At 73.2% G+C, this 25979-nt stretch carries 26 protein-coding genes; 16 read left to right on the forward strand and 10 right to left on the reverse strand.

From position 1 onward, the window contains the following. Positions 1-2: 2 nt before the first annotated feature. Complete coding sequence (locus PVK37_RS20480; RefSeq protein ID WP_275029190.1) at positions 3-1682, forward strand: AMP-binding protein; 1680 nt, start codon at positions 3-5, stop codon at positions 1680-1682. A gap of 56 nt (positions 1683-1738) precedes the next feature. Here the strand turns inward: PVK37_RS20480 and PVK37_RS20485 are convergent, their stop codons facing one another. Next, positions 1739-2734: a zinc-binding alcohol dehydrogenase family protein gene (locus PVK37_RS20485; RefSeq protein ID WP_275029191.1), complete on the reverse strand. Its 996-nt coding sequence runs from the start codon at positions 2732-2734 to the stop codon at positions 1739-1741. Positions 2735-2808: 74 nt separating this feature from the next. Here PVK37_RS20485 and PVK37_RS20490 point away from each other — a divergent pair, with 74 nt between their 5' ends. Further along, on the forward strand, positions 2809-3180 hold the full coding sequence (locus tag PVK37_RS20490; RefSeq protein WP_275029192.1) for a winged helix-turn-helix transcriptional regulator: 372 nt from the start codon (positions 2809-2811) through the stop codon (positions 3178-3180). 42 nt (positions 3181-3222) lie between these two features. After that, positions 3223-3723, forward strand: a complete 501-nt coding sequence (locus PVK37_RS20495) for a hypothetical protein (RefSeq protein ID WP_275029194.1) — start codon at positions 3223-3225, stop codon at positions 3721-3723. A gap of 99 nt (positions 3724-3822) precedes the next feature. Here the strand turns inward: PVK37_RS20495 and PVK37_RS20500 are convergent, their stop codons facing one another. After that, positions 3823-5055 carry a PucR family transcriptional regulator gene (locus PVK37_RS20500; protein WP_275029195.1) on the reverse strand — a complete coding sequence of 411 codons (1233 nt, stop codon included), beginning with the start codon at positions 5053-5055 and terminating at the stop codon, positions 3823-3825. A gap of 285 nt (positions 5056-5340) precedes the next feature. On the opposite strand from PVK37_RS20500, the gene PVK37_RS20505 reads away from it, so the two are divergent. The 4 genes from PVK37_RS20505 to PVK37_RS20520 all read left to right on the forward strand — a co-directional run bounded on the left by PVK37_RS20505 (position 5341) and on the right by PVK37_RS20520 (position 9051). Continuing rightward, positions 5341-7392 (forward strand): M6 family metalloprotease domain-containing protein, encoded by a 2052-nt coding sequence (locus PVK37_RS20505; RefSeq protein ID WP_275029196.1) that lies wholly within the window; start codon positions 5341-5343, stop codon positions 7390-7392. 74 nt (positions 7393-7466) lie between these two features. After that, positions 7467-7901: a hypothetical protein gene (locus tag PVK37_RS20510; RefSeq protein ID WP_275029197.1), complete on the forward strand. Its 435-nt coding sequence runs from the start codon at positions 7467-7469 to the stop codon at positions 7899-7901. After that, on the forward strand, positions 7898-8482 hold the full coding sequence (locus PVK37_RS20515; RefSeq protein ID WP_275029198.1) for a TlpA family protein disulfide reductase: 585 nt from the start codon (positions 7898-7900) through the stop codon (positions 8480-8482). The genes PVK37_RS20510 and PVK37_RS20515 overlap by 4 nt, the downstream gene beginning before the upstream one ends. A 71-nt stretch (positions 8483-8553) precedes the next feature. Then, a complete protein-coding gene (locus PVK37_RS20520; protein ID WP_275029199.1) occupies positions 8554-9051 on the forward strand; it encodes a hypothetical protein in 498 nt (165 codons plus the stop codon). A 3-nt stretch (positions 9052-9054) separates the two neighbouring features. Here the strand turns inward: PVK37_RS20520 and PVK37_RS20525 are convergent, their stop codons facing one another. Both PVK37_RS20525 and PVK37_RS20530 read right to left on the reverse strand, forming a co-directional pair. After that, the gene (locus tag PVK37_RS20525; RefSeq protein ID WP_275029200.1) at positions 9055-9627 is read right to left on the reverse strand and encodes an NADAR family protein; all 573 of its coding nucleotides are present in this window, start codon (positions 9625-9627) and stop codon (positions 9055-9057) included. Positions 9628-9724: 97 nt separating this feature from the next. Beyond that, positions 9725-10084 carry an ArsR/SmtB family transcription factor gene (locus tag PVK37_RS20530; protein ID WP_275029201.1) on the reverse strand — a complete coding sequence of 120 codons (360 nt, stop codon included), beginning with the start codon at positions 10082-10084 and terminating at the stop codon, positions 9725-9727. A 55-nt stretch (positions 10085-10139) separates the two neighbouring features. On the opposite strand from PVK37_RS20530, the gene PVK37_RS20535 reads away from it, so the two are divergent. Together PVK37_RS20535 and PVK37_RS20540 are read left to right on the forward strand one after the other, a co-directional pair. Next, complete coding sequence (locus tag PVK37_RS20535; protein ID WP_275029202.1) at positions 10140-11279, forward strand: cation diffusion facilitator family transporter; 1140 nt, start codon at positions 10140-10142, stop codon at positions 11277-11279. A 310-nt stretch (positions 11280-11589) separates the two neighbouring features. Continuing rightward, positions 11590-12039: a flagellar protein FlhE gene (locus PVK37_RS20540; protein ID WP_275029203.1), complete on the forward strand. Its 450-nt coding sequence runs from the start codon at positions 11590-11592 to the stop codon at positions 12037-12039. A 104-nt stretch (positions 12040-12143) separates the two neighbouring features. On the opposite strand, the gene PVK37_RS20545 is transcribed toward PVK37_RS20540, so the two are convergent. Then, complete coding sequence (locus PVK37_RS20545; RefSeq protein ID WP_275029204.1) at positions 12144-12380, reverse strand: GntR family transcriptional regulator; 237 nt, start codon at positions 12378-12380, stop codon at positions 12144-12146. A 33-nt stretch (positions 12381-12413) separates the two neighbouring features. On the opposite strand from PVK37_RS20545, the gene PVK37_RS31720 reads away from it, so the two are divergent. Both PVK37_RS31720 and PVK37_RS31725 read left to right on the forward strand, forming a co-directional pair. Continuing rightward, on the forward strand, positions 12414-12794 hold the full coding sequence (locus tag PVK37_RS31720) for a helix-turn-helix domain-containing protein (protein ID WP_341483392.1): 381 nt from the start codon (positions 12414-12416) through the stop codon (positions 12792-12794). Then, positions 12791-12928: a Scr1 family TA system antitoxin-like transcriptional regulator gene (locus tag PVK37_RS31725; protein ID WP_341483454.1), complete on the forward strand. Its 138-nt coding sequence runs from the start codon at positions 12791-12793 to the stop codon at positions 12926-12928. Before PVK37_RS31720 ends, PVK37_RS31725 begins: the two co-directional genes overlap by 4 nt. Positions 12929-13107: 179 nt before the next feature. Here the strand turns inward: PVK37_RS31725 and PVK37_RS20555 are convergent, their stop codons facing one another. After that, a complete protein-coding gene (locus tag PVK37_RS20555; protein ID WP_275029205.1) occupies positions 13108-13440 on the reverse strand; it encodes a nuclear transport factor 2 family protein in 333 nt (110 codons plus the stop codon). Positions 13441-13507: 67 nt separating this feature from the next. Between PVK37_RS20555 and PVK37_RS20560 the strand changes: the two genes are divergently transcribed. The 4 genes from PVK37_RS20560 (at position 13508) to PVK37_RS20575 (ending at position 17424) form a co-directional block, all read left to right on the forward strand. Next, on the forward strand, positions 13508-14215 hold the full coding sequence (locus PVK37_RS20560; protein WP_275029206.1) for a TetR/AcrR family transcriptional regulator: 708 nt from the start codon (positions 13508-13510) through the stop codon (positions 14213-14215). A 454-nt stretch (positions 14216-14669) separates the two neighbouring features. Continuing rightward, positions 14670-15203 (forward strand): thioredoxin domain-containing protein, encoded by a 534-nt coding sequence (locus PVK37_RS20565; protein ID WP_275029207.1) that lies wholly within the window; start codon positions 14670-14672, stop codon positions 15201-15203. After that, a complete protein-coding gene (locus tag PVK37_RS20570; protein WP_275029208.1) occupies positions 15200-17200 on the forward strand; it encodes an ABC transporter ATP-binding protein in 2001 nt (666 codons plus the stop codon). Before PVK37_RS20565 ends, PVK37_RS20570 begins: the two co-directional genes overlap by 4 nt. A gap of 35 nt (positions 17201-17235) precedes the next feature. After that, complete coding sequence (locus PVK37_RS20575) at positions 17236-17424, forward strand: hypothetical protein (RefSeq protein WP_275029209.1); 189 nt, start codon at positions 17236-17238, stop codon at positions 17422-17424. A gap of 131 nt (positions 17425-17555) precedes the next feature. Here the strand turns inward: PVK37_RS20575 and PVK37_RS20580 are convergent, their stop codons facing one another. The 4 genes from PVK37_RS20580 to PVK37_RS20595 all read right to left on the reverse strand — a co-directional run bounded on the left by PVK37_RS20580 (position 17556) and on the right by PVK37_RS20595 (position 23735). Then, positions 17556-18053 (reverse strand): S26 family signal peptidase, encoded by a 498-nt coding sequence (locus tag PVK37_RS20580; RefSeq protein WP_275029210.1) that lies wholly within the window; start codon positions 18051-18053, stop codon positions 17556-17558. A 55-nt stretch (positions 18054-18108) separates the two neighbouring features. Next, a complete protein-coding gene (locus tag PVK37_RS20585) occupies positions 18109-21141 on the reverse strand; it encodes an AfsR/SARP family transcriptional regulator (protein WP_275029211.1) in 3033 nt (1010 codons plus the stop codon). Positions 21142-21503: 362 nt separating this feature from the next. Further along, on the reverse strand, positions 21504-22061 hold the full coding sequence (locus PVK37_RS20590) for a MauE/DoxX family redox-associated membrane protein (protein ID WP_275029212.1): 558 nt from the start codon (positions 22059-22061) through the stop codon (positions 21504-21506). 138 nt (positions 22062-22199) lie between these two features. Further along, positions 22200-23735, reverse strand: coding sequence for a serine/threonine-protein kinase (locus PVK37_RS20595; RefSeq protein ID WP_275029213.1), 1536 nt, complete (start codon positions 23733-23735; stop codon positions 22200-22202). A gap of 275 nt (positions 23736-24010) precedes the next feature. On the opposite strand from PVK37_RS20595, the gene PVK37_RS20600 reads away from it, so the two are divergent. Beyond that, positions 24011-25978 (forward strand): copper resistance CopC family protein, encoded by a 1968-nt coding sequence (locus tag PVK37_RS20600; RefSeq protein WP_275029214.1) that lies wholly within the window; start codon positions 24011-24013, stop codon positions 25976-25978. The last annotated feature ends 1 nt before the right edge of the window (position 25979 follow it).

Genomic DNA, 25979 nt, shown 5'->3' on the forward strand with positions numbered 1-25979 from the left:
CGATGAGCACCGGCACCCTCCCGGCCGTCCTGGACTACCGGGCGCTGGCCCGGCGGACCGCCCCGGCGGTCGGCTTCTTCGACTCCCGGGCGATGACCGGCGAGCTGACCCGGGCCGCCCTGCTGGACGACGCCCGGGCCGCCGCGGCCGGCCTGGCTCACCACGGCATCGGGTACGGCGACCGGATCGTCCTGGTCGCCCCCACCGGCCCGGACCACCTCGTCGTCCTGCTGGGCTGCCTGCTCGCCGGCATCGCCCCCTGCACCGTGGCGTCCCCACCGAAGCCGGGCGACCCGGCCTCGGCCGGGGTACGGCACCTGCGCGCGGCGCTCACCGCGGTCGCCCCGGCCGCCGTCGTCGTCACCGACCCGGCCGTGGCCGCCGCGGTACCCGCCGGGGTGCCCGCCCTCACCGTGGCCGAGCTGCGCCGGCACGGCGCGGTGCCGCCCACCGCCCTGCCGGAGCCGCACCCGGATCTGATCCACCACATCCAGCTCACCTCCGGGTCCACCTCCGCGCCGAAGGCCGTCCTGCTCACCCACGCCAACGTCGCCGCCAACGTCGCGGTGCTCGCCGCTTCCACCGACATCCGGGCCGGGCGGGACACCATCTTCAGTTGGCTGCCGCTCTACCACGACATGGGCCTGGTGGTGACGCTGCTGGCGCTGCACCACGACGGCGGACTGGACCTGATGCCGCCGGTGGCGTTCGTCCGCGACCCGCTGTCCTGGCTGCGGCACCTGGGTCAGCGGGGCGCCACGCTGACCGCCGCGCCCCCGTTCGCGTACCGGGCGGCAGCCGACCGGCAGGCCAGCCGCCCGGACCCCGGCCTCGACCTGTCCACCCTGCGCCAGGCGTACGTGGGGGCCGAACCGATCCCGGTCGGCGTGCTGCGCGACTTCCAGGACACCTTCGCCGGCCACGGGCTCGGCCCCGACGTGCTGCTGCCCTGCTACGGGATGGCCGAGACGGTGCTGGCCACCACGCTCGCCCTGGACGCCGGCCCGACCACCGACACCTCCTTCGGCCGGGTCCGCTGGCGCAGGTTCGACCGGGAGTCGCTGGACGACAAGCGGATCGCCGCCCCGGCCGTGCCCGGCCGCCCGTCCCGCAGCATCGTCAGCTGCGGCACCACCGTGCCCGGCCTGACGCTGCGGATCGTCGACGACGCCGGTCGGGAGATCCGCGCCGGCCAGGTCGGTGCCATCCAGGTACGCGGCACGTCGGTGATGGCCGGCTACCGTACCCCCGACGGGGTGGACGCCCCGCCCGACGGCTGGCACGACACCGGCGACCTGGGCGTACGCCACGACGGCGAGCTGTACGTGGTGGGCCGCCGCAAGGAGATGCTCATCGTCCGGGGCCGGAACCTGCCCCCGTACGACGTGGAGGCGGTGATCGAGGAACACCCGCAGGTCGGTACCGGGGCCAGCGCGGTCTTCTCCTGCCCCACGGAGGAGCGGGGCACCGAGCCGGTGATCGCGGTGGTGGAGACCCGGGCGGCCACCCCGGACTGGCCGGCGCTGCGGGCGGCGGTGGCCACCTCGGTCCGGCAGGTCTTCGGGCTGTCGCTGGCCGAGGTGGTGGTGGTGCCGCGCGGCGGCATCCCCCGGACCACCAGCGGCAAACGCCAGCGGGCCGCCCTGCGCGCCGCCTACCTGGCCGGTGACCTGCCCTCCTGACCGAGGCCCGGGCCCTGCCGGCCGAGGCCCGGCCCGGGTCGTCGGAGGTCCACGCCCTACCGCCGGGTCAGGACGATCTTGCCGATCGTGCCGCCGGACTCGACCAGGGCGTGGGCCCGGCGCAGGTTGGCCGCGTCGATCCCGTCGATCCGGGTGGTCAGCGTGGTGTGCAGGACCCCCTTGTCGACCAGGTCGGCCACCTGCCGCAGGATCTCGTGCTGGGCCAGGCTGGTCGGGTCGTACAGCGGCCGGGTGAACATCAGCTCCCAGTGCCAGGCGATGCTCTTCGACTTCAACGGCAGCAGGTCCAGGCCAGGTGGCTCGTCGATCGCCACGATCGCGCCGAACGGCCGGACGATCCGGGCGAACGTGTCGACCATGCCGGCGGAGTGCGGGCTGAACACGTAGTCGACGCCGTCCGGCAGCGCGGCCACCAGGTCCGCGTGGTGGTCCACCACCCGGTGCGCGCCCCGGTCGAGCACGTACCGCCGGGACTCCGGCCGCGACGCCGTACCGACGACCTCCAGGCTGGTCAACTGCCGGGCCAGCTGGACGAGGACCGCGCCCACCCCGCCGGCCGCGCCGAGAACGAGCAGGCTGCCCCGGCTGTCGGCGGTCAGCCGGAGCCGATCGAACAGGGCCTCCCAGGCGGTCAGCGCGGTCAACGGCAGGGCCGCCGCCTCGGCGAAGTCCAGGGTGGCCGGTTTCGGCCCGACGATCCGCTCGTCGACCAGGTGCAGCTCGGCGTTGGTGCCGGGGCGGGCGACGGAGCCGGCGTACCAGACCTGGTCACCGGGGCGGAACAGGGTGACCTGGTCGCCGACGCGGTCCACCACCCCGGCCGCGTCGTACCCGAGGACCTTCGGTCCGCCGTCCGGGTCACCGCTGAGGCGGACCTTGGCGTCGGCCGGGTTGACCGAGACCGCCTCGACCCGGACCAGCAGGTCGTGGCCGGTCGGCTCGGGGACGGGCAGGGTCAGGTCGACCAGCGAGGACGGATCGGAGATCGGGAGGCTGCGGTGGTAGCCCACCGCGCGCATCAGTTCAGCCATGCCGCCGACGCTATGCGGACGACCCTAGTTACCGTCAACGGATACTACTTTCCGAAAGGTACTACGATGGTCGGATGATCACCGCTGCCTGCGACCGCGCCCACGACGTGTACGACGCGTCCTGCCCCTGCCGGCACGTGCTGGACCTGCTGGCCAACAAGTGGAGCGCGCTGGCCCTGGGCGCTCTCGAGGACGGGCCCCGCCGCTTCGGCGCGCTGCGTACCCGCCTCGACGGGATCAGCCCGAAGGTGCTCACCGCCACCCTGCGCCGACTGGAGGAGCACGGCCTGATCGACCGCACGGTCTACCCGGCGGTGCCGCTGCACGTCGAGTACTCGCTCACCCCGCTCGGCCGGGACGCCTGCGTACCGTTGGCGCTGCTGCGCCGCTGGGTGGTGCAGAACATCGACCGGTTCCCGCCCGGGACGGCGTCCCCGACCGCCTGACACCCGGCGGGAATGTCGGACCGCCGTGGCAGCATCCCGACCGTGACTGAACAGGTTCCCGCGCCCCTGCCCGACCGGATCGGGCACATCGGCGGTGTCGAGTCGTTGACGCTGGACGGCGTCCGCTACTACTTCGGCTTCGACTTCAGCAGCGACCTGGTCCTCTCCCCGCTGATCGACGACCCGGCGGTGATGGCCGCGTTCGCCAGCCGGCACATGCGGCAGCGGACCGGGACGCACGACGAGGCGTACTGGGCCGACCTGGTGGCCTGGGCCGAGACGGAGTCGAGCCTGGTGCCGACCGAGGAGGACCGCCGGTTCACCACCGAGTCCATCCGCGCGAACCGGCTCACCCCCGGCAACCACCTCCGCTATCTGCTGGCCGCCGCCACGAGCTGGGACGGGTCCCTGACCTCCTCGCCGGAGGCCGGCTCCGCGTACCGGCGGCCGGGGCTCACCGAGGACGAGGCTCACCTGGAGTGCGCGGCGGCTGCGGTGCCGGGCAACTGGAGTCTGCTCTTCGACCCGTTGCGGGCGACCTGACGGCAGGGCACGGCTACCGGCCGTCCGGTCTCCCGCCGGGACCGTGCTGCCCGGTGGGGCCGGTCCGCCGCCGGGACCGTGCTGCCCGGTGCCGGGCGGTCAGCCGCCGGGCCGGTAGTGGCCGGTGAGCCGGCCCAGCTTCAACGCCAGGTGCAGGCAGAGCCGCTCGTTGCCGTCCTTCAGGTCGGTCCCGGCGAGCTGCTCGACCCGTTGCAGCCGGTAGTACAGCGTGGTGCGGTGCAGGCGCAGCCGGTGCGCGGTGGCGTGCGCGTTCCCGGCCAGGTCCAGGTAGGTCTCCAGGGTCTCCAGCAACACCCGACTGGTCTCGTCCCGCATCAGCCGGGCCAGGCCGGGATGCACCCCGGCCACCCCGGGACGCTGGGCGTCCAGCCCGGACAGCACCCGGTAGATGCCCAGGTCGGCCCAGGTGGCCACCGGTCCGAGAGCGGGCAGCCGGACCGCCACCCGGGCGGCGCGCAGCGCCTCCTCGTAGGAGGCCGCCGCGTCGTACAGCCGGGGGTGGGGCGCGCCGACGCCGACCACGGTCCGGGTCACCGACGCCAGGCCCGCACTGGCGGCGCGCAGCGTCTGCCCGAGGTGGCGGGCCACCCCCTCGGCGGAGACCCGGGCGCTGCCGCGTCCGCAGCACAACAGCAGCACGCCGTGGTCGTGGCGCACCAGGTGCAGCGCCTCGCGGGTGCCCACCCAGCGGCGGGTGGCGACCAGGGTGTGCTCCAACGCGATCCGGGCCGGCTCGTCGACCGGCTGCCCGTCGGTGCCGACCTGCTGGGCGACCAGGGCGGTCACCTCGCCGTCACCGGCGACCAGCCCGTCCCCGAGCAGCGACCGGACGGCCGCGCACCGCCCCTCCGGGGCGTCCGCCAGCAGGGTACGGGCCGCTTCCGTCTCCCGCTGCGAGGCCAGCTCGCCGAGCAGGTTCTCCCGGTACAGGGCCAGCGACAGGTCGGGTACCGCCTCGGTGACGGCGGCGATGTCGGCGTCGGTCATCGCCCCGCTCGCGTCGATGAACCAGACGAAGCCGAGCAGCAGGTCCTGGTGCCGGATCGGTACGCAGACCCGGGGGAGCAGGTCGAGTTCGGGACAGGCCGGGGTACGCATCGGCTCCCGGGCGTCCATGATGCCGGCGTCACGGAACCAGGCGACCACCTCCGGCGTGGTGTGCCGGCGCAGGATCGAGGTACGGCGTACGTCGTCGAGGACGCCGCTGTGTTCGCTGTAGACGACCACCCGCTGCCGTCGGTCCTCGATCAGCGCCGGCCGGCCCACCCGGGCCGCCATCGTGTCGACGATGCGCTGTAGATCCGTGTGCACGTGTGTCCCCCGGTGTCCGCGACGCCCCACGACGTCCGCTGGAGATCGGGCCGGCTCGCGGGCAGCTCCGTCGGCATACCTTCCGACGACAGTGGCCGGACGCGCAACCCGCCGCCCGGCTGGACCTGTCCTCCTGCACCTGTCGAAAACCGCTGGTGGACGCCCCGACATCTGCACGGTGACCCGGGTCGGGACCGATCCTAGGGTCGGACCGGGAACCGATCACGCCCAGCCGGCCGCCTGTCGACTGCGCTTCCCACCCCTCCCACCACGAGAGGTGACCCGATGCACCTGCTGCCCACCAGACGTGCGGTACGGACGGTGCTCGGCGCCGCGTTCGCCACCGCACTGATCGCCTCCTCGGCGGTCGGCCCGGCCGTCGCCGCCCCCGGGCCCCCCGGAGCCGGCGTACCGTTCCAGGTGCTCGACCCGCAGCGCTGGCAGAACCCGGACACCATGACCTGGGACGACTACCGTCCCGTGCCGAACCGCGACTGGTCCGACCCGACGGTGCGCGGCTCGGTCCGCAACTTCGACATCGCGCTGGTCACCCTGGACTACCCGGACCAGCCGTTCGAGATCACCAAGCCGGCCGGGTCGTCGGTGTTCGGCAACCCGCAGGCCAACGCGGCCAACATCCCCCGGGAGAACGTCGCCGGGTTCTACACCGACTTCCTCAACAAACCCGGCGACCTCAACCGGGGCCACACCCTGCACGAGTACTGGATGCAGGACTCCAACGGCCGCTACGGCGTCGACCTGACCGGATTCGGGCCGTACCGGATGCCGTCGAAGTCCTACCAGTACGGCATCGACAACAGCTTCAACCCGGGGGCCTGCCCGACCGGGGAGACCTGCGCCCGCAACATCCGCACCGACGGCCTCGGTGCCTGGCGGGCCGCGGTGGGCGACGAGGTGGCCGACTCGTACGAGCTGGTGTTCATCCTCTCCGCCGGCCAGGACGAGTCGTCGACCTGGCAGGAGTTCGGCCAGATGATGTTCCAGACCAAGGAGGACGTGCCGGACGCCTGGGGCCCGCCGGACCCCACCATGCCCAACTACGCCCGCACCCGGTACGTGGAGTGGACCTCGTGGAAGGCCGCCTCGACGATCTGGCCCAACGCCGGTGGCGGTTCCTCCACCCAGGCGGAGAGTTCCGGCATGGGCGTGTACGCCCACGAGCTGAGCCACCTGCTGAGCATCGGCGACAACTACAACAACCCGTACGGGGTGCCGCTGCGTCGCGCGTACACCGGCATCTGGAGCATGATGTCGCGCGGCTCGTTCAACGGGCCGGGCGGGCCGCACACCCGCTGGCAGATCCCCCCGGTCAACGGCGGCTCGATGGGTTCCCTGCACACCGTCCGGGACAAGCTGAAGATCGGCCTGCTCGGCGAGGAGCACGTGCTGCGGCTGAACCGGGACGTGCTGGCCGCCTCGGGCCTGGTGGTCGCCGACGTGACCGCGCGGGCGGTGGACGCCGGCCCCGGCGGTCTGACCGGCATCAACATCGCCATGGGTCAGGATCGCTCCCCGGCGTGCAGCACCACCACCGATCCGCTCTGCGACGGTGGCCGGTTCAACAACTACACCGTCGAGGTGGTGGACCGGATGGGCGCCGACTCGTTCACCCCGGACAGCGGCGTGCTGATCACCAAGACCAAGAACGCCGACAGCGCGCCGTTCCAGTGGGTGATCGACGCCAACCCGCAGGACATCGACATGGTCGACTTCTACCGGCCGGACGGCACCCCGCAGATGATCACCATGGGTGACTACCGGCAGCTCTCCGACGCGCTGTTCCACGCCGGCGCCAACTCCGGCAGCGAGTACGAGTACGTCGACGAGGCCAACCGGCTGCACTTCTACGTGCTGAACCTGCGCCGCGACGGCGACGGCGTGCTGTCGTACACGGTGGCGGTGCGGTCGCTGGACGGGGCCGGCCCCAGCACCCGGGGCGTGGCCCTGTCGAAGGGCTCGCTGGTCACCCGCGGCAAGCCCGGCACCGGCGGCGCGACCTGCACCTTCGACCTGTCCAACACCGGCCGGTACGCCGCCGCCGACCAGCAGCACCCGGAGGACGTCAGCGACCACCTGACCTCCGACGTGTACCGGCTGTCCGCCAGCGTCGGCGGTACCGGTTGGCGGGTGGAACTGCCCAACGAACTGGCCACCGCCCAGTTCGGCACCTCCGTCCCGGTGCACGTGTCGGTGGGGGCCACCGCCGACGCCACCGCGACCACCCTGGTGCAGCTCACCGCCACCTCGGAGAGCGACCCGACCAGGACGGTGACCAGCCAGTGCCGGGTCGAGCGGCCCCGCGCCCAGCTCGGCTGAGTCCGCACACCAGCCGGCCCGGGGCGGTACGACCACGTACCGCCCCGGCACCCGGCCGACCCAGGGGAGGAAGCGTGCGTCGGATCGTGGCGCTGCTGTGCGTACCGGCCCTGCTGACCGGAGCGGCGACAGGCTGCGCCGGTGACCCGGCCGAGGCCCGGTCGGAGCTGACCGTGCGGGTGCTGGTACGCGACATCAACCTCCGGCCGGTCGGCGTCGACTGCGCCGGCACCGGCCCGTACACCCACTTCCACAACCGGGCGCCGTTCCGGCTGCTGGACCCGGACGGCCGTACCCTGACCGAGGGGAAGCTGACCAGCGGCCGGTCGGTGCCGGCGTTCGAGGAGGACCTCGAGGTGTCGAAGGTGCCCACCTACTGCGAGTTCCGCGTCCCGGTCGAGGTGGCCCGGCGGGACGCGTACCGGCTCGTCGTGGACGACCGCCCGCCGATCGCGCTCACCGCCGACACCAGCGAGGGCCCGGCGCTGGTCGCGGTGGTGCCGTCGTGAACCGGGCCCTGCGCCTGGCCGCGCTGGCCCTCTGCGCCGTACTGACCGGGTCCGGCTGCACCGCCGACGCGCAGCCACCGCGCGCCGAGGCGGTCGCCGGTGGAGCCGGCACCCTGCCCGGCCCGGTGCCGGCCGACCTGGCCCTGCGCCCCGCCCCGGCCGGCGCGCCGGCCGCACCCGCCGCCCAGGGCACCCTCACCGACGGCAGCCCGGTCGACCTGGCCACCCTCTGGGCGGACCGGCCGGTGGTGCTGGTCTTCTTCACCTCCTGGTGCACCCTGTGCCAGCAACGGCAGGACGCGTTGAGCCAGCTCGCCCGCGACCACCGGGACCGGGTGGTCTTCGTCGGTGTCGTCGGCGAGGACGAACCCGCCGACGTGCAGCGCTACCTGCGGACGCACCGGGTGGAGCATCCGGTGCTGCGCGACGACGACGGCCGGATCGCCCTGTCGTACGCGGTGCGGGAACCACCGGCGGTGGTGCTGGTCGCCCGGGGCGGCGCGCTGCTGCGCGGCTGGACCGGCGGCATCGACGCGACCGACCTCGACGCCCGGCTCCGGGAGCTGGTCCTGGCCCCGTGACGGGCGGTACCCGGTGGCGGGGCGCGGGCCCATCCGAACCCGGCAGCGCCCCGCGCAGCGATACTGCTCGGATGAACGACGTACCGGTGCACCCGCCGTCCGGACTGTCCAAGGCCACCTGGAACGAGGCGGACCACCCGGTGATGGGCTGGCACGACTGCCGGATCCACGCCGTCAGCGTCGGCGAGTACGACGACGACACCCTGCCGCCGGCCCGGCTGCTGCTGGACCTGGACTACATCGTGCGCTGGGTCGACCCGGTGCGGCCCGCCACGCACTTCACCTTCTGGATCGCGCCGGCCACCCTCGTCTTCGAGCGTGCCTGGCAGATCACCGGCACGATCGGCCCGGCGCACGACCTCCTGGAGATCGCCGACCTGCACCGCCTCGACCCACCCGACGACCATCCGGAACCGTTGTGGCACATCGAGGGCCAGAACTTCGACCTTCGGCTACGCGCCTCCGGGTACCGGCAACACCTGCGCCGGCCGCCGCGGCACGTACCCCGCCAGTTGCTCACCATGGCCGAGCGGGGCGGCCTCAGCTTCGCCGAAGAGTCGTTCGGCTGAGAGTCACCCGGCGGGTTCCAACGCGGCCCGGACGTCCATCAGGGCGAAGCCGAGCAGGTTCAGCCCTCGCCACTGCGCCGGCCGGTGCGCGCGCTCGTCGTCGGCGGCCAGGCCGATGCCCCAGACCCGGTCGAGCGGGCTGGCCTCCACCAGCACCCGGCCCCGGGTGCCCAGCAGGTAGTCACGCAGCTCGGGATGCTGGCCGAACTTGGCAATGTTCCCGGCGACCACGATGTCGTACCGGTGCGCGGTCCAGACCGCCTCGTCGAACCCGCGTACCTGCCGGCCGAGCGCCTTGGCGCGCGGCGCGTCCGGTACGGCGGTGATCCGGGCGGCGGTCTCGTCGTCGCCGAAGAGGGTCGCCTTGCGGTGCATCATGAAGTGCTCGGCGGTCGGGAAGCTCAGCCCGTCGACCGTGAAGGTTGCCGGCCACCACTGACTCAGGCAGCCCGCGCCGATGCTGCCGTCCCGGCCGGGTCGGTGACCCCAGAAGAACAGGAACTTGCACCCGACGCCCTGCCGTTCGAGCCGGCGGGCATCCTCCAGGGTGGACGGTAGCGGACGGGTCTGACGCATACCGGGGACCCTGTCACACCCTCACCCCGACCGGCCATTGCGTTTCCCGTCCGGGGCCGTCCCCGTCCGGTCGTGCTCCGTCCGATGGCGTGTCCGCTCAGTCGTGCTCGGGACGGCCGGTGACCCGGTGCGACGCGGCGTTCAGCACCTCGGTCACCAGTCGGCGTACGTGCCCACCCCGGGCCCGGTAGACCGCCCGGCGGCCCTCCCGCCGCACGCTCACCAGCCCGGCCAGTCGCAGTTTGGCCAGGTGCTGCGACACCGCCGGACGGGCCGTGCCCACCGCCGCCACCAGCGCGGTCACGTCGTGTTCGCCGGCACCCAGCAGCGTCATCAGTCGCAGCCGGGTGGGGTCGGCCAGCATCCGCAGCATCTCCGTGGCCGCTTCGATCTCCGGCTCGCCAGGGATGCGTTGTTGCCGCTCACCGGCACCTGCAACGTTGTCGCGTGCGTACATGAGCACATATTATCTCCGTCGACACCGAAACGGCTCGGCGGACCCTGGGGGAACGGTGAACGACCACCCGCACGACCACCCGCACGCAGCAGGCCGCGCCCACGTCCACTCCCACCCGCACGACGCCGGCCACGGCCACGGCCATGGCCACCGTCATGGTCATGGTCGTTCCGTCGGGCACCAGCAGCATGGCGGGCGACCCGCCGGACGGTGGCACCGGCTGACCCACGCCGTCGTCCCGCACTCGCACGACAGCCGGGCCAAACTCGACCCGGCCCTGGAGTCCTCCCGCGACGGACTGCGCGCCCTGTGGATCTCCGTGGTCGGCCTCGGGATCACCGCGCTCGCCCAGGCGGTCATCGTGCTGCTCTCCGGCTCGGTGGCCCTGCTCGGCGACACCCTGCACAACGTCGCCGACGCCCTCACCGCCGTACCCCTCGCCATCGCCTTCCTGCTCGGCCGGCGCGCCGCCACCCGCGCCTACACCTACGGCTACGGACGCGCCGAAGACCTCGCCGGCATCGTCATCGTCCTGGTCATCGCCGGCTCCGCCGTCGCCGCCGCCTGGACCGCCGTCGACCGGCTCCTGCACCCGGCCGAGGTGACCCATCTACCGTGGGTCGCCGCCGCCGGGTTCGTCGGCTTCGTCGGCAACGAAGTGGTCGCCCGCTACCGCATCCGGGTGGGCCGCCGCATCGGTTCCGCCGCCCTGGTCGCCGACGGCCTGCACGCCCGCACGGACGGCTACACCTCGCTCGCCGTCCTCGCCGCAGCCGGGGGTGCCGCCCTCGGCTGGCGCTGGGCCGACCCGGCCGTCGGCCTGGCCATCGCCGTCGCCATCACCTTCGTGCTCAAGGACGCCGCCCGCGAGGTCTACCGCCGGCTGATGGACGCCGTCGACCCCGAGCTGGTCGACCGGGCCGAGACCACCCTGCGCGCTGTCGACGGCGTCCGGGACGTCACCGCCGTACGGCTGCGCTGGATCGGCCACCGCCTGCACGCCGAAGCCGACCTCGTGGTCGACGCCGGCCTCAGCCTGGTCGCCGCCCACCAGATCGCCGCTGACGCCGAACACCAGCTCACCCACGCCGTACCCCGGTTGACCACCGCCACCGTGCACACCGATCCGGACAGTCACCCGGGCGGACACCACCACCCCGCCCTGTCCCACCAACGCCGGCAGCTCGCCCACTGACCACCCCGCCCCGTCCGCCGATCCGTTGCTGACAGCTCAGCTACCCGACACGCCGAGCCGATCCCACCGCAACTGTCCGGAACGCGAGCTGCCATCCTCGGGGCACATCCGCCCATCGTGCTTCCCGGCTCCGCCAATCTCCGGCTTCGGGCCATGAATCCGGAGATGAGCGACGTATCGCGGCTGCCCTGGGGTTAGCGGGAAGTGCCACTTGTTGCGTCAGGGACCGGACGACGACGGCTCTGACGGTGAGGGCCGGGGGAGGGGAAATACTCGGGACACCTGCTTCTCCCACCCACGAGGAGGCGCGATGTCCCCCTGGCGTAAGGCCCTGCTCAGTCTCGCCGCCGTCCTGACTCTGGTGCTCGTCGCACCAGCCACCCCGGCGGTGGCCGCCGTCGGGTCGTACGGGGTCTCACCGAGCGGTGGCACCGTCTACCGCACCAACACCGTCTATTCCAGTTCGTTCGCCAACAGCCCGATCGCCGTACCCGCCGGGTCCACGATCACCGGCGTCAGCTGGCAGTTCAATCTGTCGAGCTATCCGTCCAACCTGACCCGGCAGCTCTGCAACCTCCAGCGCTGCGAGACCCTGTGGACGTTCGGTGGGAACTCCGGAACCTCCACCTACTTCAACGGGGATCCGGCCAGCAACAGTTGGTACTTCCGGTTCACCCTGGTCTTCGGCTCCGGATCCAGTGTGATCAACCCACCGGTGTACGCCTACACCCACAACGTGGCCGTCACCTACCAGTACTGACCGGGCGCCATCCTCCAGCTCACCCGTCGACGGGGGGACATCTACCCGGCGCACTCTCCTCTGCGACCCGCCCCGGGATCAACCTCTCTGCGGGCGGGTCGTGCCTAGGAGTTCTGCTCCGACGTGTCGGCTACGAAGACGCCGATGCCCATGCGGCCGACAAGTTCGCCAAGCTCGATCATGGAATCCAGTGCCCGCCGTACGGTGACATGGCTGGTGTCGTACTCTTCGGCCAGCAAGCGTGTGGAGGGAAGCTTGCTTCCCGGCGGGTAGATGCCTGCCCGGATCTTTGCGCGTAGGTCATCTCTGATCTGTCGCCAGAGCGGCTGGGCGTACGGCACGCGGTCAGCAAAGCAGTCTCGGGCAAGTCGAGCGTGCCGCGTCGACAGCTCGGGCGGATGCTGCGGGAGCGGCGGTTCGCCGCCGGGATCACGCTGGACGCGGCGGCGGTGGCGTTGCAGTGCAGCCGGCAGAGGGTGTGGCGGATCGAGACCGGCGGCGGCACCGTGCGCGGCGTCGACGTGCGGGCCATGTGCGAGCTGTACGGCGTGGCCGCCGACCTGGCCGCCGCGCTGATCTCCCTGGCTGGCGAAACGCGCCCCAGCGGCTGGTGGCACGCGTACGGTGCGGTGCCGGCCTGGCTGGGCCTCTACCCGGGGCCGGCGGCTGCGCGAGTACGCCGACGCGCTGGTGCCGGCGCTGCTGCAGACCCCCCGGGTACGCGCGGACGCTGCACGACGTCGACCCGGAGCTGACCGACGACGGCCGGGAGCGGCTGGTGGCGGTCCGGCTCGACCGCCAACGCCTGTTGCGGCGACGGTTGCCGCCACCGCCCCGGCTGGACGTGGTGCTCGCCGAGGCGGCGCTGCTGCGGGTGGCCGGCGGCTGACCGGGGCGCTCTACCTGGACCGGCCGGCGGAGCTGGAGGCGTTCGAGCGGGCCTGGGCGAGTCTCGACGCGTTGGCGCTGGACCGGGAACAGTCCCGGCGGGCCATCGGCAAGATCGCCGAGGAGGTGCACCGTGCTTGACCGGGTCCACCGCAGCGCCAACGGGAGTTAGGGCGGGCGTCAGGTTGTGATCTCCAGATGACGGATCCTGTCGCCGGCAAGCGTGAACCGCCAGGTCAGGTCGGCCGTACCGCCCGGGAAGTTTCCCTCGATGCGGCCGCTGACCAGGAAGGCGTCCGCCCCGGCCGGCTCCACCCGGCGCAACTCGGTCGTGTACTCGTACCGCGACGCCGGCCCCTCCTGCCAGGCCCGGATCTCCGACCGGCCGCGCCGGGTCTCGCTCTCGTCGACGACCACCGCGTCCTCGCTGAACAGGCCGATGACGCTCTCGACGTCGCGACGCGCACTTGCGTCGAAGTACTCACGTACGACCTTGGGAACTGCCGTGTCCATGTCGCTCCCTCCGCTGCCAGCTGCGCTATACCGATCTCTGTAGCGCTACATGGAGTACTATAGCGCTATGCCTCGTCGTGCGGTGAGCGGTAATGCCCGAGACCGTCTTCTCCTAGCCGCTGCCGAGCTGATGGACAGCTCCGGGGGCCGTGACCTGTCGACCCGGGCGGTCTGCGAGCGCGCCGGGGTGCAGGCGCCGACGTTGTACCACCACTTCGGCAGCAAGCAGGGCCTGATCGACGCGGTGATCAACCACGGCTTCAGCCAGTACGTCCATTCCCCACGGCCCTCCGGTGGCAGCCGGGACGCGCTGGACGACATCCGTCATGGCTGGGACGAGCATGTCCGGTTCGGCCTGGAACATCCGACCTTCTACGCCCTGCTCTACGGACGGGTCGAGCCCGGCCGGCCGTGCGCCATCACCGCGCCCGCCCACGCCATGCTGCGGGATCTGCTGAACGCTGCTGCGCGCCAAGGGCTGCTGCGGGTGCCGATCGACGACGCGGCCGAGCAGCTCCTCGCCGCCAACGTCGGCGTCACCCTCAGCCTGATCACGCAACCCGAGGAGGCGCGCGACCCGGGCCTCTCGGACCGGGTACGTGAGGCCGCGCTCGCCGGTGTCCTCGACACCACCGCACGCGGCGAGTCCCCGGCGGCGACCCGGGCCAGCACTGCGCTGGCGCTGCGGACGATGCTGGAGCAGGATCCGACCGGGCTCACCGCCGGGGAGCACGCACTCCTCGGCGAGCTGCTGGACCGCCTCGGGCGCTCCTGAACCGTGCCGGATCCGTTCGCCTGGTCGTAGGTTGCTGCGTCCGTAACGAAGCCGGTCCCCACCCAGGCCGACCGGGACGCGTACGTGGCCTGCGTGAAGGCGACCCCGCAGGCCGGTGGGGACAATCCGGTGGCCGTGGTGGGGGTGACCGCGACTGCGGTGCCGTTCACCAAGGAGGTCACCCCGGCCGAGCGGACCAGGCACAGCACGACAACGACCTGTCGCGCGAGCGGTGCCTGATCTTCGTGGCCGGTACCCGGGCCCGAGAGGCCCTGTACGTGTCGTGGTCCGGGCAGCCCAGCCCGTTCCTGGCCGTGGTCGCCTGATTCCCCGGTCGGCACCCCGTTCAGGGCAGGGGACGCCGGTCACCCGCTCATGTATCGGGTCTGTATGGCCGACTCGTACGGTCGCCGCGTGTCCCACAGGGGCCGGTCGATCTATCGAGGAGTTCCACATGTATCTCGCTGTCGCCGTTGTCGTGGGGGTCGTCGCCCTGCTCAATCTGGTCCTGACCTTCGGGGTGATCCGACGCCTGCGTGAACACACCGACCAGCTCTCGCGGGTCGCCCGCCCGGCGGAGGACGCGATCCTGCCGGCCGGTACCACGATCGGGGACTTCACCGTCACCACCGTCGACGGGGAGGTGATCTCCTCGGACCGGCTGGGGAGCCGTACCCTGGTCGGTTTCTTCAGCCCCGGCTGCCCGGCGTGCGAGACCCTGCTGCCGACCTTCGTCGAGTACGCGGCGACCGTGCCCGGGGGCCGGCAGCGGGTCCTGGCGGTGGTGGCGGGGGAGAGTGACGGCGCGTCGGAGCACGTCGAGAAGCTGCGTGGGTCCGCGCGGGTGGTCCGGGCCGGCTACGAGGACGCCGTGATGACGGCCTTCGGGGTCAAGGCGTTTCCAGGGGTGTGCATGATCGAGGCGGACGGGACCATCGAGGTCGCGGGCGGGAACCTTGCCGGTTTCCCCGCCCCTGCGGCGGTATGAGCGGCGACCCGGGAGCGACCGGCTCCTCGGCGGCGGCTGCCGATCCGGGAGCGACCGGCTCCCCGGCGGCGGGTGCCGATCCGGGAGCGACCGGCTCCTCGGCGGCGGGTGTCGATCCGGCCGGTGGCTTGCGCCGGGCGGCGGTGGTGGCGGGGCGGCTCACCTGGCGGGCCGCCCCGCTGGCTGTGTCCGTCCAGGTCGTCTGCATGCTCGCCGTCGCGGCGGTGCCGGTCGCGGTCGCGTGGTTGACCAAGCTGGTGGTGGACGGCCTGGCCGACGGTGAGCCGCTGTCGGCCCTGACGGCGTTGGCCGCCGCCCTGGCTGGTGCCGGGGTGGCGGCGGCGGTGTTCCCGCACGCCGGACAGTACCTTCGGGCCGAGATCGACCGGCGGGTCGCGCTGAGCGCCGAGGACGGCCTGTACCGGGCGGTCGAGCGGTTCACCGGGCTGGCCAGGTTCGACAGTCCCGAGTTCCTGGACCGGCTGCGGATGGCCATGCAGGCGGCCAGTACCCCGGGGGCCGCCGTCGCCGGCGGCTTCGGCCTGCTGCGCGGTGCGGTGACGGCGGTCGGCCTGGTCGGTTCGTTGGCCGTGATCAGCCCGGTGATGACCGGCGTGCTGGTCCTGACCGGGATACCGATGCTGCTGATGGAGTTGTACCTGTCGCGGCGACGGGCCGCGATGATGTGGCTGATCAGCCCCACCGAGCGGCGTCGGGTCTTCTACCAGGGCCTGCAGGAGAACCCGCAGGCGGTGAAGGAGATCCGGCTGTTCGGGACCGGTGGCTTCCTGCGCGGGCGGATGCTGACCGAGCGGCGGACGGCGGACGCCGCCAAGCGCCGGGAGGACCGTCGTGAGCTGGCGGTACAGGGCGGACTCGCGCTGCTCGGCGCGGTCGTCGCCGGGGCCGGCCTGCTGTGGGCGGTCGCTGCGGCCCGGCGTGACGCCCTCTCCATCGGCGACGTGTCGATGTTCGTGGCCGCGGTGGCCGGTGTGCAGGGCGCGCTCGCCACGCTGGTGCAGTCCGCCGCCCAGACCCATCAGCATCTGACGATGTTCGTCCACTACGTGACGGTGCTGCGCACCGGGTCGGACCTGCCGGCGAGTCCGGCTCCGACGCCGGTGCCGCGGCTGCGCCGGGGCATCGAGCTGCGCGACGTGTGGTTCCGGTACGACGACGGGCATCCGTGGGTGCTGCGCGGGGTGAACCTGTTCCTTCCGGAGGGGCTCGCGGTGGCCCTGGTCGGCCTGAACGGGGCCGGCAAGAGCACGTTGATCAAGCTGCTGTGCCGGTTCTACGACCCGACCCGTGGGGCGATCCTCTGGGACGGGGTGGACCTGCGCGACGTCGACCTGGCCGAGCTGCGTACCCGCATCGGTGCGGTCTTTCAGGACTACATGACGTACGACCTGAGCGCCACCGAGAACGTCGCGCTGGGCGACCTGTCGGCCCTGGACGACCCGGACCGGGTGCGGGCGGCGGCCCGCCGCGCGGGTGTCCACGAGGTGCTCGACGGGCTGCCCCGGGGCTACGACACGCAGCTGACCCGGTCATTCTTCGGCGGGTCGGAGGAAGAGGAGGCACAGGCCGGGGTCCGGCTCTCCGGGGGGCAGTGGCAGCGGGTGGCGCTGGCCCGGGCCTTCCTGCGTGACCAGCGGGACCTGATGATCCTCGACGAGCCGAGCGCCGGGCTGGACGCCGAGGCGGAGCACGAGGTCCACAGCCGGCTCCGGGAGCACCGGGCCGGGCGCACCAGCCTGCTCATCTCGCACCGGCTGGGGGCGATCCGGGACGCCGACCGGATCGTCGTGCTCGCCGACGGCGTCGTCGCCGAGCAGGGCACCCATGCGGAGCTGGTCGCCAAGCCGGGCACGTACGCCCGGCTCTTCGCTCTCCAGGCCGCCGGGTATCGCGACGACGCCGAGGTCAACGGGCGCAATGCAAAGTCGTCCGTCGATGTATCGGCGTTGGCCCGCGACTGTATCGACGCTTCCTAGAGTCGATTCCAGAACATCGAGAGGGGGTGATTCATATGAGGATGATCAACAAGTTCGCCGACCGGATGCTGACCGCCTTCGTGCCGAAGGCGGCGGCCGGTGCCTGCTGCGTCGAGCAGGGATCGTGCTACTTCTCCAGCACCGGCTGCCCGACGGGCCGACTCAAGCGCTGTTGCTTCGACTGCAACTGCCGGGCGGTCTGTGGGGCCTGCGAATGGGCCTGACGCTGACGCACGGTGTGCGCCGGACGGTCGACCGTCCGGCGCACACCTGTCGGTACGCCACGAGGACCGGCGGTGACCCGGCCGACTCGTCGATCGGCCGGCCGGGCCGGTACGCGCCGCCGCCGGGCGGGTCACCCGTGCTGCGGGCCAGCCGGCGACCCGGCCCGGGGCAGCCGGGCGACCACCACCCCGAGCAGCCGTTCCGCCGGGAAGAATCCCCACCGCCGCGAGTCGCTGCTGCTCACCCCGTCACCGATCACCACCAGCGCGGCACGGGGGACGACCGAGCCCTCGCCGGCCCCCACGACCGGTGCGACGGACGGGGGGACCGGATCACCCGGTAGCGCCACGGCCCGCTTGACGTACCACGTCCGCCCGTCGAGCCGCCACCGCGGCGGCCGGAGGTGACTCCAGCCGACCCCGGGTTCCGGACGCTCGACCACCACCACGGAACCACGGCGTACCCGGCCTAGTGTCCGCCGCAGCACCAGGACCCGGTCCCCGTCCCGCAGGGTCGGCTCCATGCTGCGGCCCTCCACCGTGACCGCGACCAGCCGCCGCCGCAGCACGACCGCCGCACCCAGGACCGCCAGACCGCTCGCGGCGACCACGACATCGATTCGACTCACTCCTGCTCCTCCCGTCGGCGGCGAACGTACCGGCCTGCGGTACACCCGGAATACATCACCGCCAGAGGTCCAGCGGGACCTGGTCGCCGACCGCCCGTGGACACTCGTCCCCGAGCAGTTCCACCGCCCGGGACTCGTACTCCGCGGCTGTCGCCGCCCGCCCGCGACGGCACCAGACGACGCCGAGCAGGCGGGCGGTCAACCCCTCCTCGCGGGGGTTGCCGCGCGCCCTGCTCATGGCCAGTGCCTGGGCGAGATCGGTGACCGCCAGGTCGAGCCGGTCGAGCCGGGTCCACGCGTACGCCCGCCAGACCAGTGCCTGCCACTCGTAGTGCCGCGCGCCGAACTCCACGCAGCGCGGCAGCGCGTCGGAGAGCATGGTGACCGCGTCGTCGTACGCTCCACGCCGGCACGCCAGCTTGCCGAGGCCGGTCATCGTGATCGCCTCACCGAGCCGGTCACCCACCGCGCGGCGGATCTCCAGCGCCTCGGCGAACATCCCGCCCGCCTCGGCGTGCCGGCCGAGCAGGCACAGCACCTCGGCGGCCTCGTGCCGGGCGATCCCCTCCCCGGTGCGTGTCCCGTGCGTCTGATGAAGCTGGATGCTGTGCCGCAGGTTCTCCAGCGCCGCCGTCCGGTCACCGGCCTGCGCGCAGGTCATCCCGAGATGCGACAGCAGGGCGGCCAGCGCCCGCCGGTCGCCCAGCGCGCAGCGGATGGTGATGGCCCGGTCGAGGTGCGTCCTCGCCTCGGCGAGTCGACCACGGTGCCGGGCGACCCCGGCGAGACAGGTCAGCGCGGTCGCCTCGGCGCGCCGGTCGTCGAGGCGTACCGCGACGGTTCTGGCCAGCCCGGCCAACTCGTCGAGTTCGTCCCAGTAGTCGTGGGTGGCGAGGTACTGGTACAGCGCGGCGGTGAGCAGCGGTACCGACCGGGCCAGCTCCGGCTCCGCGTCGTACACCTGCCGGGCCACCTCGATCATGCCGGCGCGTTCCGCCTCCAGCCAGGCCAGCGCCTCCGCCGGCCCGGCCAGGCGGACACGGTCGTCGGCCTCGACGAACTGATCCGTGCCGTGCCGGTGCAGACCGGGACGGAGCATGGCCACCGCCCGGCGAGCGGTGCTCAGATAGCAGCACAGCACCCGGTGCAGGGCGCACCCGCTGTCGCGGTCGTCCGCGCCCAGCTCGCCCGCGTACAGCCGGACCAGGTCGTGCATCCGGTAGCGGCCGGGCCGGGTCTGCTCCAGCAGCCGCGCGTCGACGAGTTCGTCCAGGGCCCGCTCGGTGGCGGCCGTCGAACCGTCCAGCACCGCCGAGGCGACGGCCGTGCCGAAGTCCGGCAGCCGGACCCCGCCGAGCAGCCGGAACAGCTTCGCGCCGGTGGTCAACCGCAGGAAGCCGACCGCCAGCGACGAACGGACCGCCAGGTCGCCGTAGCACAACGCGTCGAGCCGGCCGCGCTGGTGGGACAGCTGCGCGGAGAGCGCCGACAGGGGGCGGTCGGGTTGGGACGCCAGCCGTGCGCCGACCACCCGGAGCGCCAGGGGGAGATGGTCGCAGAGCGCGGCGATGCGGCCGAGTTCCTCGGGTTCGGCCCGGACCCGCTCGCTGCCGGCCAACTGTCCGAGCAGCGCGCAGGCCGCGTCCGGGCTGATCGGACGCAGCTCCAGGTGCACCGGCCCGTCCAGGGCCGCCAGCATGCGCCGGCTGGTGACCAGTACGAGGGTCTCCGCCGAAGCGGGCAGCAGCGGCCGTACCTGGGCCTCGTCGACGGCGTTGTCCAGTACGATGATCATCTTTCGGTCGGCGGTCAGGGACCGGAAGTGCGCCGCCGCCTCGTCGTCGCCGACCGGTTGCTCGGACTCCGCGCCCAGCGTGCGCAGGAACCGGCGCAGCACCTCCGACGGATCCTCGGCGGTCAACCCCACGGTGGAGCCGTGCAGGTCGACGTAGATCTGCCCGTCGGGGTAGTACTGGCGGAGTTCGTGCGCCACGTGCACGGCGAGCGCGGACTTGCCGATGCCGCCCGGCCCGTGCACGGCCACGATCACCGGCCTGGTGCCGCCCGCCGTACCGGCGTGTCCCGCCGGGGTGTGCGCCGCTGCCGTCCGGCCCGGTCCGTCGACTCCGGACGGGCCGGCGCCCGCCGCGGTCGCGGCGGCCCGGATCGTGGCCAGCTCCTGTTCCCGCCCCACCAACGTCGAGACGCTCAGCGGCAGCTCGCACGGCACCGGGCGGGGCCGGCGCGGGACGTGGGTCAGGTCGACCGGTGGCGCGTCCACCGTCAGCAGCGCCGGGTCGTGCCGCAGGATCGCCGTGTGCAGCTTGGCCAGCTCCGGGCCCGGCTCGGCACCGAGCTGGTCCGCCAGGAGCTGCCGGGCCTCCTCGAAGACCTGCAGGGCCGGGCCGGTGCTGCCCACCCGGTACGACGCCAGCATGAGCTGACACCACAGTCGCTCGCGCAGCGGATGGGCACCGGTCAGGCGGCGTAGCTCCGCCAGCGCCTCCCGGTGGTCGCCGAGGCGGAGCCGGGCGTCCATCCACTCCTCGATCAGGTTCACCCGGTGCTCGTCCAGTCCGGACAGTCGGGCGCCGAGCCGGTCCGTCCGGCTCACGTCCTCGGCGGCCGCACCGCGCCACAGGCCCAGGGCCGCGGTGAGCCGGTTCAACGCCGTCGGCAGGTCGCCGTCCGCCTGCGCCCTGCGCGCCTGCTCGCCCAGCCGCTTGTAGGTGAGCAGGTCCACCTCCTCGTCGGCGGCGGTGAACAGGTACCCCGGTGGCCGCCACACCACCCGCTGGACGTCCCGATCGGCGACCGTCACCCGGAGCTGTGAGGCGTACGTGCGGATGTTCGCCACCGCCGAACGAGGCGGTTCGCCCTCCCACAGCAGCTCCACCAGTCGGTCCAACGGCACCAGATGGTTGGCGTCCAGCAGCAGGCTGACCAGGAGGGCGCGTTGCTTTCCCGGTCCGACGGGCAACTCCACACCGTCCCGTTCGACGGCCAGCGGGCCGAGCACCCGGAACGTCCAGGCGGCGGGTTCCGCTCGGTCGCGAGGGCAGGGCGGGAGTTGCGAGGGGCCTGACATGGGCGTGACTTTCCCTGGGTATCGGGATAATCCGGACGGCATGGGGTTGCACCTCCACGGTGAGGGGCAGCGGCGCGGGAACGGTGGATCGGGGCGTACGCGTCGCGCGGCACAGCGCGCCGCCCGGCTCAGGCCCGGTCGCGCGACGTCCGACTCAGCTCCGGTCGCGCGACGTGCGGCTCAGCCCGGTCGGCGTGGCCCGGGGGGCATTCCTGGTCGCGCGGCAGGTGGCACGTGACCCGGTCCCGGTCGCGCGGCGTGGGGCCGGCGGTAGCCGTACCGGACCCGTCGGCCCGGCGGCGCGGGTACGGTGCCGGTGTCCCGGGCGGTGCACCCGGTGCCGTCCGGGCCGGGCGGTGGACTCAGGACGAGGCCGACGAGGTCGGCTTCCACAGATCGGCGATCTCCGCGAGGTTGACGACCAGCAGCGCCAGGACGCCACCGGCCACGGCGCAGAGCGCGACAGCGGCGAGCGGCAGACCCGTGGGGCCGGGCGACGCCACCGACCCGACCAGCCCGAGGACGGCGAGGCCGAACAGGGCGAGATTCCGCACCACGTCGATCCGGGTCGGTGGCCGCGAGGACACCCCGAAGCAGTGGCACGGCTCGACCGAGCCACGACGGATCATGGTGACGATCGCGCCCGTGAAGACCGCCATCATCAGGGCGGCCAGCAGGAACGCGGCGACCATCAGTACGGGCACCACGACCGCCACCGCGATCGTGACCTCGGCCAGCACCACCGCCGACGCCACGGCCGGCACCCATCGGCGGGGCACGGGAAGCATCCGGGGCAGGGAGTCCCGGAAGTCGGCGAACGCGCCGACCTTCGCGGTCTTGCTCCCGGCGGCCATGGCGAACGTCACGCACAACGCTCCCTGGCTGGCGACGGTCAACCAGGTCAACCAGTTCGTATTCATTCTGACGCGAACCCCCGTTCAGCGCGTTCAGCTCCACTCTGCACGGTGAGCAGGACGCGAGCCGGACCAAAGATACATGAGGATCACTTTGTTTGCAGCCGGCGGCGACGCCCGGACCAGGTCCGGGCACGGGGGCGGTCAGGCCGGTCGGAACGCGGCCCCGGTCGACTGGCCGGTCTCCGGGCGGGCCAGGCAGTGCACCAGCCAACCCCCGTCGGCGGGGAGTTCCACCGGCCAGGCGTCCCGTACCCAACCGCGGGTGTCGCCCGGCTCGGCACGGCGCGCCGCCAGATTCGACGTCGAGCAGGCCACCTTGATCACGTCGTGGGTGAGCAGTTCGTCCTGCGGCAGGTCGGTCGCGTCGTCGGGCAGCCGGACCGCGGCGAACGTCTCCCAGGAGTGCTCACCGGCGCAGTCCGCCTTCCGGGGCGGCATGGCGGTCCCGCTGATGCTGACCAGTCCACCCCAGCACAACGGTGTGGTCGGGCACAGTTCCGCCCCGCAGGCGGCGAACCCGGCCGGCACCGCCGGTCCGGCCGACGGCGTGCCGCCCGGCCCACCTGGGCCGTCGTCGGCCGGTGATCCGGTGCCGTCGCCGCCGAACGCCTGCCAGGCCGCGAGCCCGCCGGCCAGGACCAGGGCGACCGTACCGGCCAGCACCGCCCACCGCCGCCGCGTCGACCGTCCCCGGGCGGAGACCGCCGGACCGGGTGGCGGAGTGGAGACCGACGGACCCGGAGCCGGCGACACCGGTGGGGCCGGCGCCACGACCGGGGGTACCGGCGGCATTGGCGCGGCCGGGACGGGCGGGGCCGGGACCGGCGGGGCGGCGATCGGTGGGACCGCCGGCGGGTGGGCGACCGCACCGGACGACCAGCGGGCGGCGTGGGCCAGCGCGGCGGCGGACGGCCAGCGGTCGGCCGGCTCGGTGGCCAGGGCCCGCTCGACGACCGTGCGTACCGGTTGGGGTACGTCGGCACCGAGGGCCCGGGGGACCGCCTGCACCCGTTGCAGCGCGACCGCGTACGGGTTGTCCCCGGTGAACGGGCGCTGCCCGGCCAGACACTCGTACGCGGCGAGACCGAGCGAGTAGACGTCGCTGAGCGCGGTGGCCGGCCGGCCGAGCACCTGCTCCGGTGAGAGGTAGGTGGGCGTGCCGAGGACCGCCCCGGACGCGGTGAGCAGGGAGGCGTCCTGCCGGCGGGAGATGCCGAAGTCGGTGATCAGCAGCGACCCGTTGGGCCGGACCAGCAGGTTGGCCGGTTTGATGTCGCGGTGCACGATGCCGCACTCGTGGACCGCCTGGAGCCCGTCCGCCGCCTGCGCCACCAGGTGCATGGTGTCGGCGGGGGAGAGCCGGCCGTGCCGGGCCAGGAGCTGGGACAGCGACTGCCCGTCGACGAACTCCATCACCAGGAAGGTCAGCCCGTCGCTGTGCCCGTAGTCGTGGATCGAGGCCACGGCGGGATGGTTCACGCTGGCCATGGCCTTCGCCTCGACCAGGAACCGGCGGGCGAAGTCCGGGTCGTCCGCCACGTCGGGCAGCATGGCCTTCACCGCGACCGTCCGGCCGAGCACCACGTCGACCGCCCGCCACACCTCGCCCATGCCACCGGCGCCGATCCGGGCGTCGAGCCGGTACCGGTCACCGAGTCGCAGGCCAGGGAGCAGCATGACCTTCCACCGTCCGTACGTCGCATCGTGCTGACGGCGGGCCGACCGTCGCGACATCATGCCACAACGGATCGCGGCGACCACCGGCCCTGCCACGGGCGGGCAGCGCGCTGTCCCGCGCCGGGCGAACAGCGTCGGACGTATCGGTCGGACCGGGTCGGATCGCCCGTCCGTGACGCCGGACGGGCTTGCGTTCGAACGAGTAGAACTTTTGTCATGGGTGTAAAAAGCTCGCGAACTCTTGACTGAAGCTGTGATCGCATGAGGATGTCCTGATGCGTCGTCACTTCCCGGCCCTGGTGCGTCTGACCTCGGCGGTGTTCGCGTTCGTCCTCGCCTCGGCGGTCGCTGTGCTGGCGTTGCCCGGCCCGGCGACCGCCCACGGCACCCTGGCCATGTCCACGCCCGCGTCGGGTGCCGCCGTGAGCGAGCCGTTGACGACGGTGCAGCTCTACTTCACCGAGCGGGTCGCCGCCAACGCGTACTTCGCCGTCACCGCACCCGGCGGGGGACGGGTCGACGACGGCTGGACGTACGGGTCGCCCAAGGCGCTGGACCGGCCGGTGCGGGAGTACCTGCTGGTCGACGGGAAGTTCGAGCCCCGCGAGTACACCACGGGCTTCCCGGCGGTGGTGACGCTCGCGCACCTGCCGGCGGTGGGTCAGTACTCGGTGAGCTACCTCTCGGTCGCCTCGGACGGCGAGCCGGTGCGCGGCACCATGAGCTTCCGCTACACCGGTCGGGTCACGGCGGCGCCGGCGGGCTGGCGTCCGCCGACCAACCAGCCGGACCCGTCCCTGGTGGCCGCCGCCGAGCAGCACGGCCACGGCGGCGACACCTCGGGTACGCCGGCCGCCTCACCGGTGGCGTCGTCGCCCCCGGCGGCGGCACCGCCGGCAGCGACCGACGACGGTGGCGTCCCCGGCGCGTACTGGGCCGGCGGGATCGTCGTGGTGGCCCTGGCGGTGGTCGGTTTCCTGGCGTGGCGTCGTCGCCGGCCGGCCCCGGTCGGCCGGGGCCCGGGCCGGGCGCGCGGTGCGGTCCGGGCCGGCCGTGGCGCGGGTAGGGGTGTCCGTGCCACCGGCGGCGGAGCCGCTCGCGGACCAGGCGGGGGCCGTGGGCCGGGTGGGCGCGCTCGCGGGACGGAGAAGGCCACCGGTACCCGGAGCACCGACCCGAAGCCGGCGGCCGGCTCGACATCAGCGGTCGAAGCGAAGCCGGCGGCCGGCTCGAAGGCGGCGGTCGACCTGAAGCCGGCGGTCGGCTCGGAGGTGGCGGTCGGCTCGGAGGCGGCGGCACCGGTCCCCGGTCGGGTCAGCGACACCCGGCTGGCGTTGCTGGTCGGGGCGGTGGTGGTGGCCCTGCTGGCCGGGTTCGGCATCGGCCGGATCGGCGGCGGCGACGAGCGGACCGTGGCCGCCGCCCGGACCGCCGCCGGCACCGGTTCTCCCGGTACCGGTCAGGGGATGTCGGCGGCGGACGGGCACCAGCACCCGGCCGGCGCCGGGGCACACACCCACCCTGGCGACAGCGCCGGCCAGAACCTGGTCACGGGGACGACGGTCAGCGCCGGTGGGTACACCCTGCAACCCGTCCAGCGCACCCAGCCGGCTGGCGGGACGGCGGACTACCGGTTCCGGATCGTGGGCACCGACGGCCGGGCCGCGACCCGCTTCGCGGTCGTGCACGACCGGCCGCTGCACATGATCGTGGTGGGTCGTGATCTCGGCGGCTACCAGCATCTGCACCCGACGATGGCGGCCGACGGCACCTGGCAGGTCCCGTTGCGGCTGCCCCGGCCCGGCGGCTACCGCGTCTACGCCGACTTCTCGGTGACCACGGCCGACGGCAGCCAACTGCCGCTCGTGCTGGGCGTGGACCACCACGTGCCGGGCGCGAGCAGCGCGGCTCCGCTGCCGCCGGCCCAGCCGCAGGCCACCGCCGGCCCGTTCACGGTGTCGTTCGAGGGTGCGCCCGTGGTGGGGGTGTCCACCCCGATGGTGTTCCGGGTGGGCGGCCCGGGCGCGGTGCGGTTGGAACGCTACCTGGGCGCGTACGGGCATCTGGTGGTGGTGCGTGAGGGCGACCTGGGCTACGTGCACGTGCACCCGGAGCCGGAACTGGTCGACGGGGCGGTCAAGTTCTGGCTGACCGCGCCGAGCGCCGGCCGGTACCGGGCGTTCTTCGACTTCCAGGTGGACGGGAAGGTGCACACCGCCGAGTACACCCTCGAGCTGACCTGAC

Source organism: Micromonospora cathayae, assembly GCF_028993575.1.
GTDB classification, from domain to species: domain Bacteria; phylum Actinomycetota; class Actinomycetes; order Mycobacteriales; family Micromonosporaceae; genus Micromonospora; species Micromonospora cathayae.

Bases quoted from the DNA above. Each gene is read 5' to 3' on its own strand.
- PVK37_RS20480 (WP_275029190.1), top strand. From the start codon at position 3: ATGAGCACCGGCACCCTCCCGGCCGTCCTGGACTACCGGGCGCTGGCC.
- PVK37_RS20485 (WP_275029191.1), bottom strand. From the start codon at position 2,734: ATGGCTGAACTGATGCGCGCGGTGGGCTACCACCGCAGCCTCCCGATC.
- PVK37_RS20490 (WP_275029192.1), top strand. From the start codon at position 2,809: ATGATCACCGCTGCCTGCGACCGCGCCCACGACGTGTACGACGCGTCC.
- PVK37_RS20505 (WP_275029196.1), top strand. From the start codon at position 5,341: ATGCACCTGCTGCCCACCAGACGTGCGGTACGGACGGTGCTCGGCGCC.
- PVK37_RS20520 (WP_275029199.1), top strand. From the start codon at position 8,554: ATGAACGACGTACCGGTGCACCCGCCGTCCGGACTGTCCAAGGCCACC.
- PVK37_RS20525 (WP_275029200.1), bottom strand. From the start codon at position 9,627: ATGCGTCAGACCCGTCCGCTACCGTCCACCCTGGAGGATGCCCGCCGG.
- PVK37_RS20530 (WP_275029201.1), bottom strand. From the start codon at position 10,084: ATGTACGCACGCGACAACGTTGCAGGTGCCGGTGAGCGGCAACAACGC.
- PVK37_RS20540 (WP_275029203.1), top strand. From the start codon at position 11,590: ATGTCCCCCTGGCGTAAGGCCCTGCTCAGTCTCGCCGCCGTCCTGACT.
- PVK37_RS20555 (WP_275029205.1), bottom strand. From the start codon at position 13,440: ATGGACACGGCAGTTCCCAAGGTCGTACGTGAGTACTTCGACGCAAGT.
- PVK37_RS20560 (WP_275029206.1), top strand. From the start codon at position 13,508: ATGCCTCGTCGTGCGGTGAGCGGTAATGCCCGAGACCGTCTTCTCCTA.
- PVK37_RS20565 (WP_275029207.1), top strand. From the start codon at position 14,670: ATGTATCTCGCTGTCGCCGTTGTCGTGGGGGTCGTCGCCCTGCTCAAT.
- PVK37_RS20570 (WP_275029208.1), top strand. From the start codon at position 15,200: ATGAGCGGCGACCCGGGAGCGACCGGCTCCTCGGCGGCGGCTGCCGAT.
- PVK37_RS20575 (WP_275029209.1), top strand. From the start codon at position 17,236: ATGAGGATGATCAACAAGTTCGCCGACCGGATGCTGACCGCCTTCGTG.
- PVK37_RS20585 (WP_275029211.1), bottom strand. From the start codon at position 21,141: ATGTCAGGCCCCTCGCAACTCCCGCCCTGCCCTCGCGACCGAGCGGAA.
- PVK37_RS20590 (WP_275029212.1), bottom strand. From the start codon at position 22,061: ATGAATACGAACTGGTTGACCTGGTTGACCGTCGCCAGCCAGGGAGCG.
- PVK37_RS20595 (WP_275029213.1), bottom strand. From the start codon at position 23,735: ATGCTGCTCCCTGGCCTGCGACTCGGTGACCGGTACCGGCTCGACGCC.
- PVK37_RS20600 (WP_275029214.1), top strand. From the start codon at position 24,011: ATGCGTCGTCACTTCCCGGCCCTGGTGCGTCTGACCTCGGCGGTGTTC.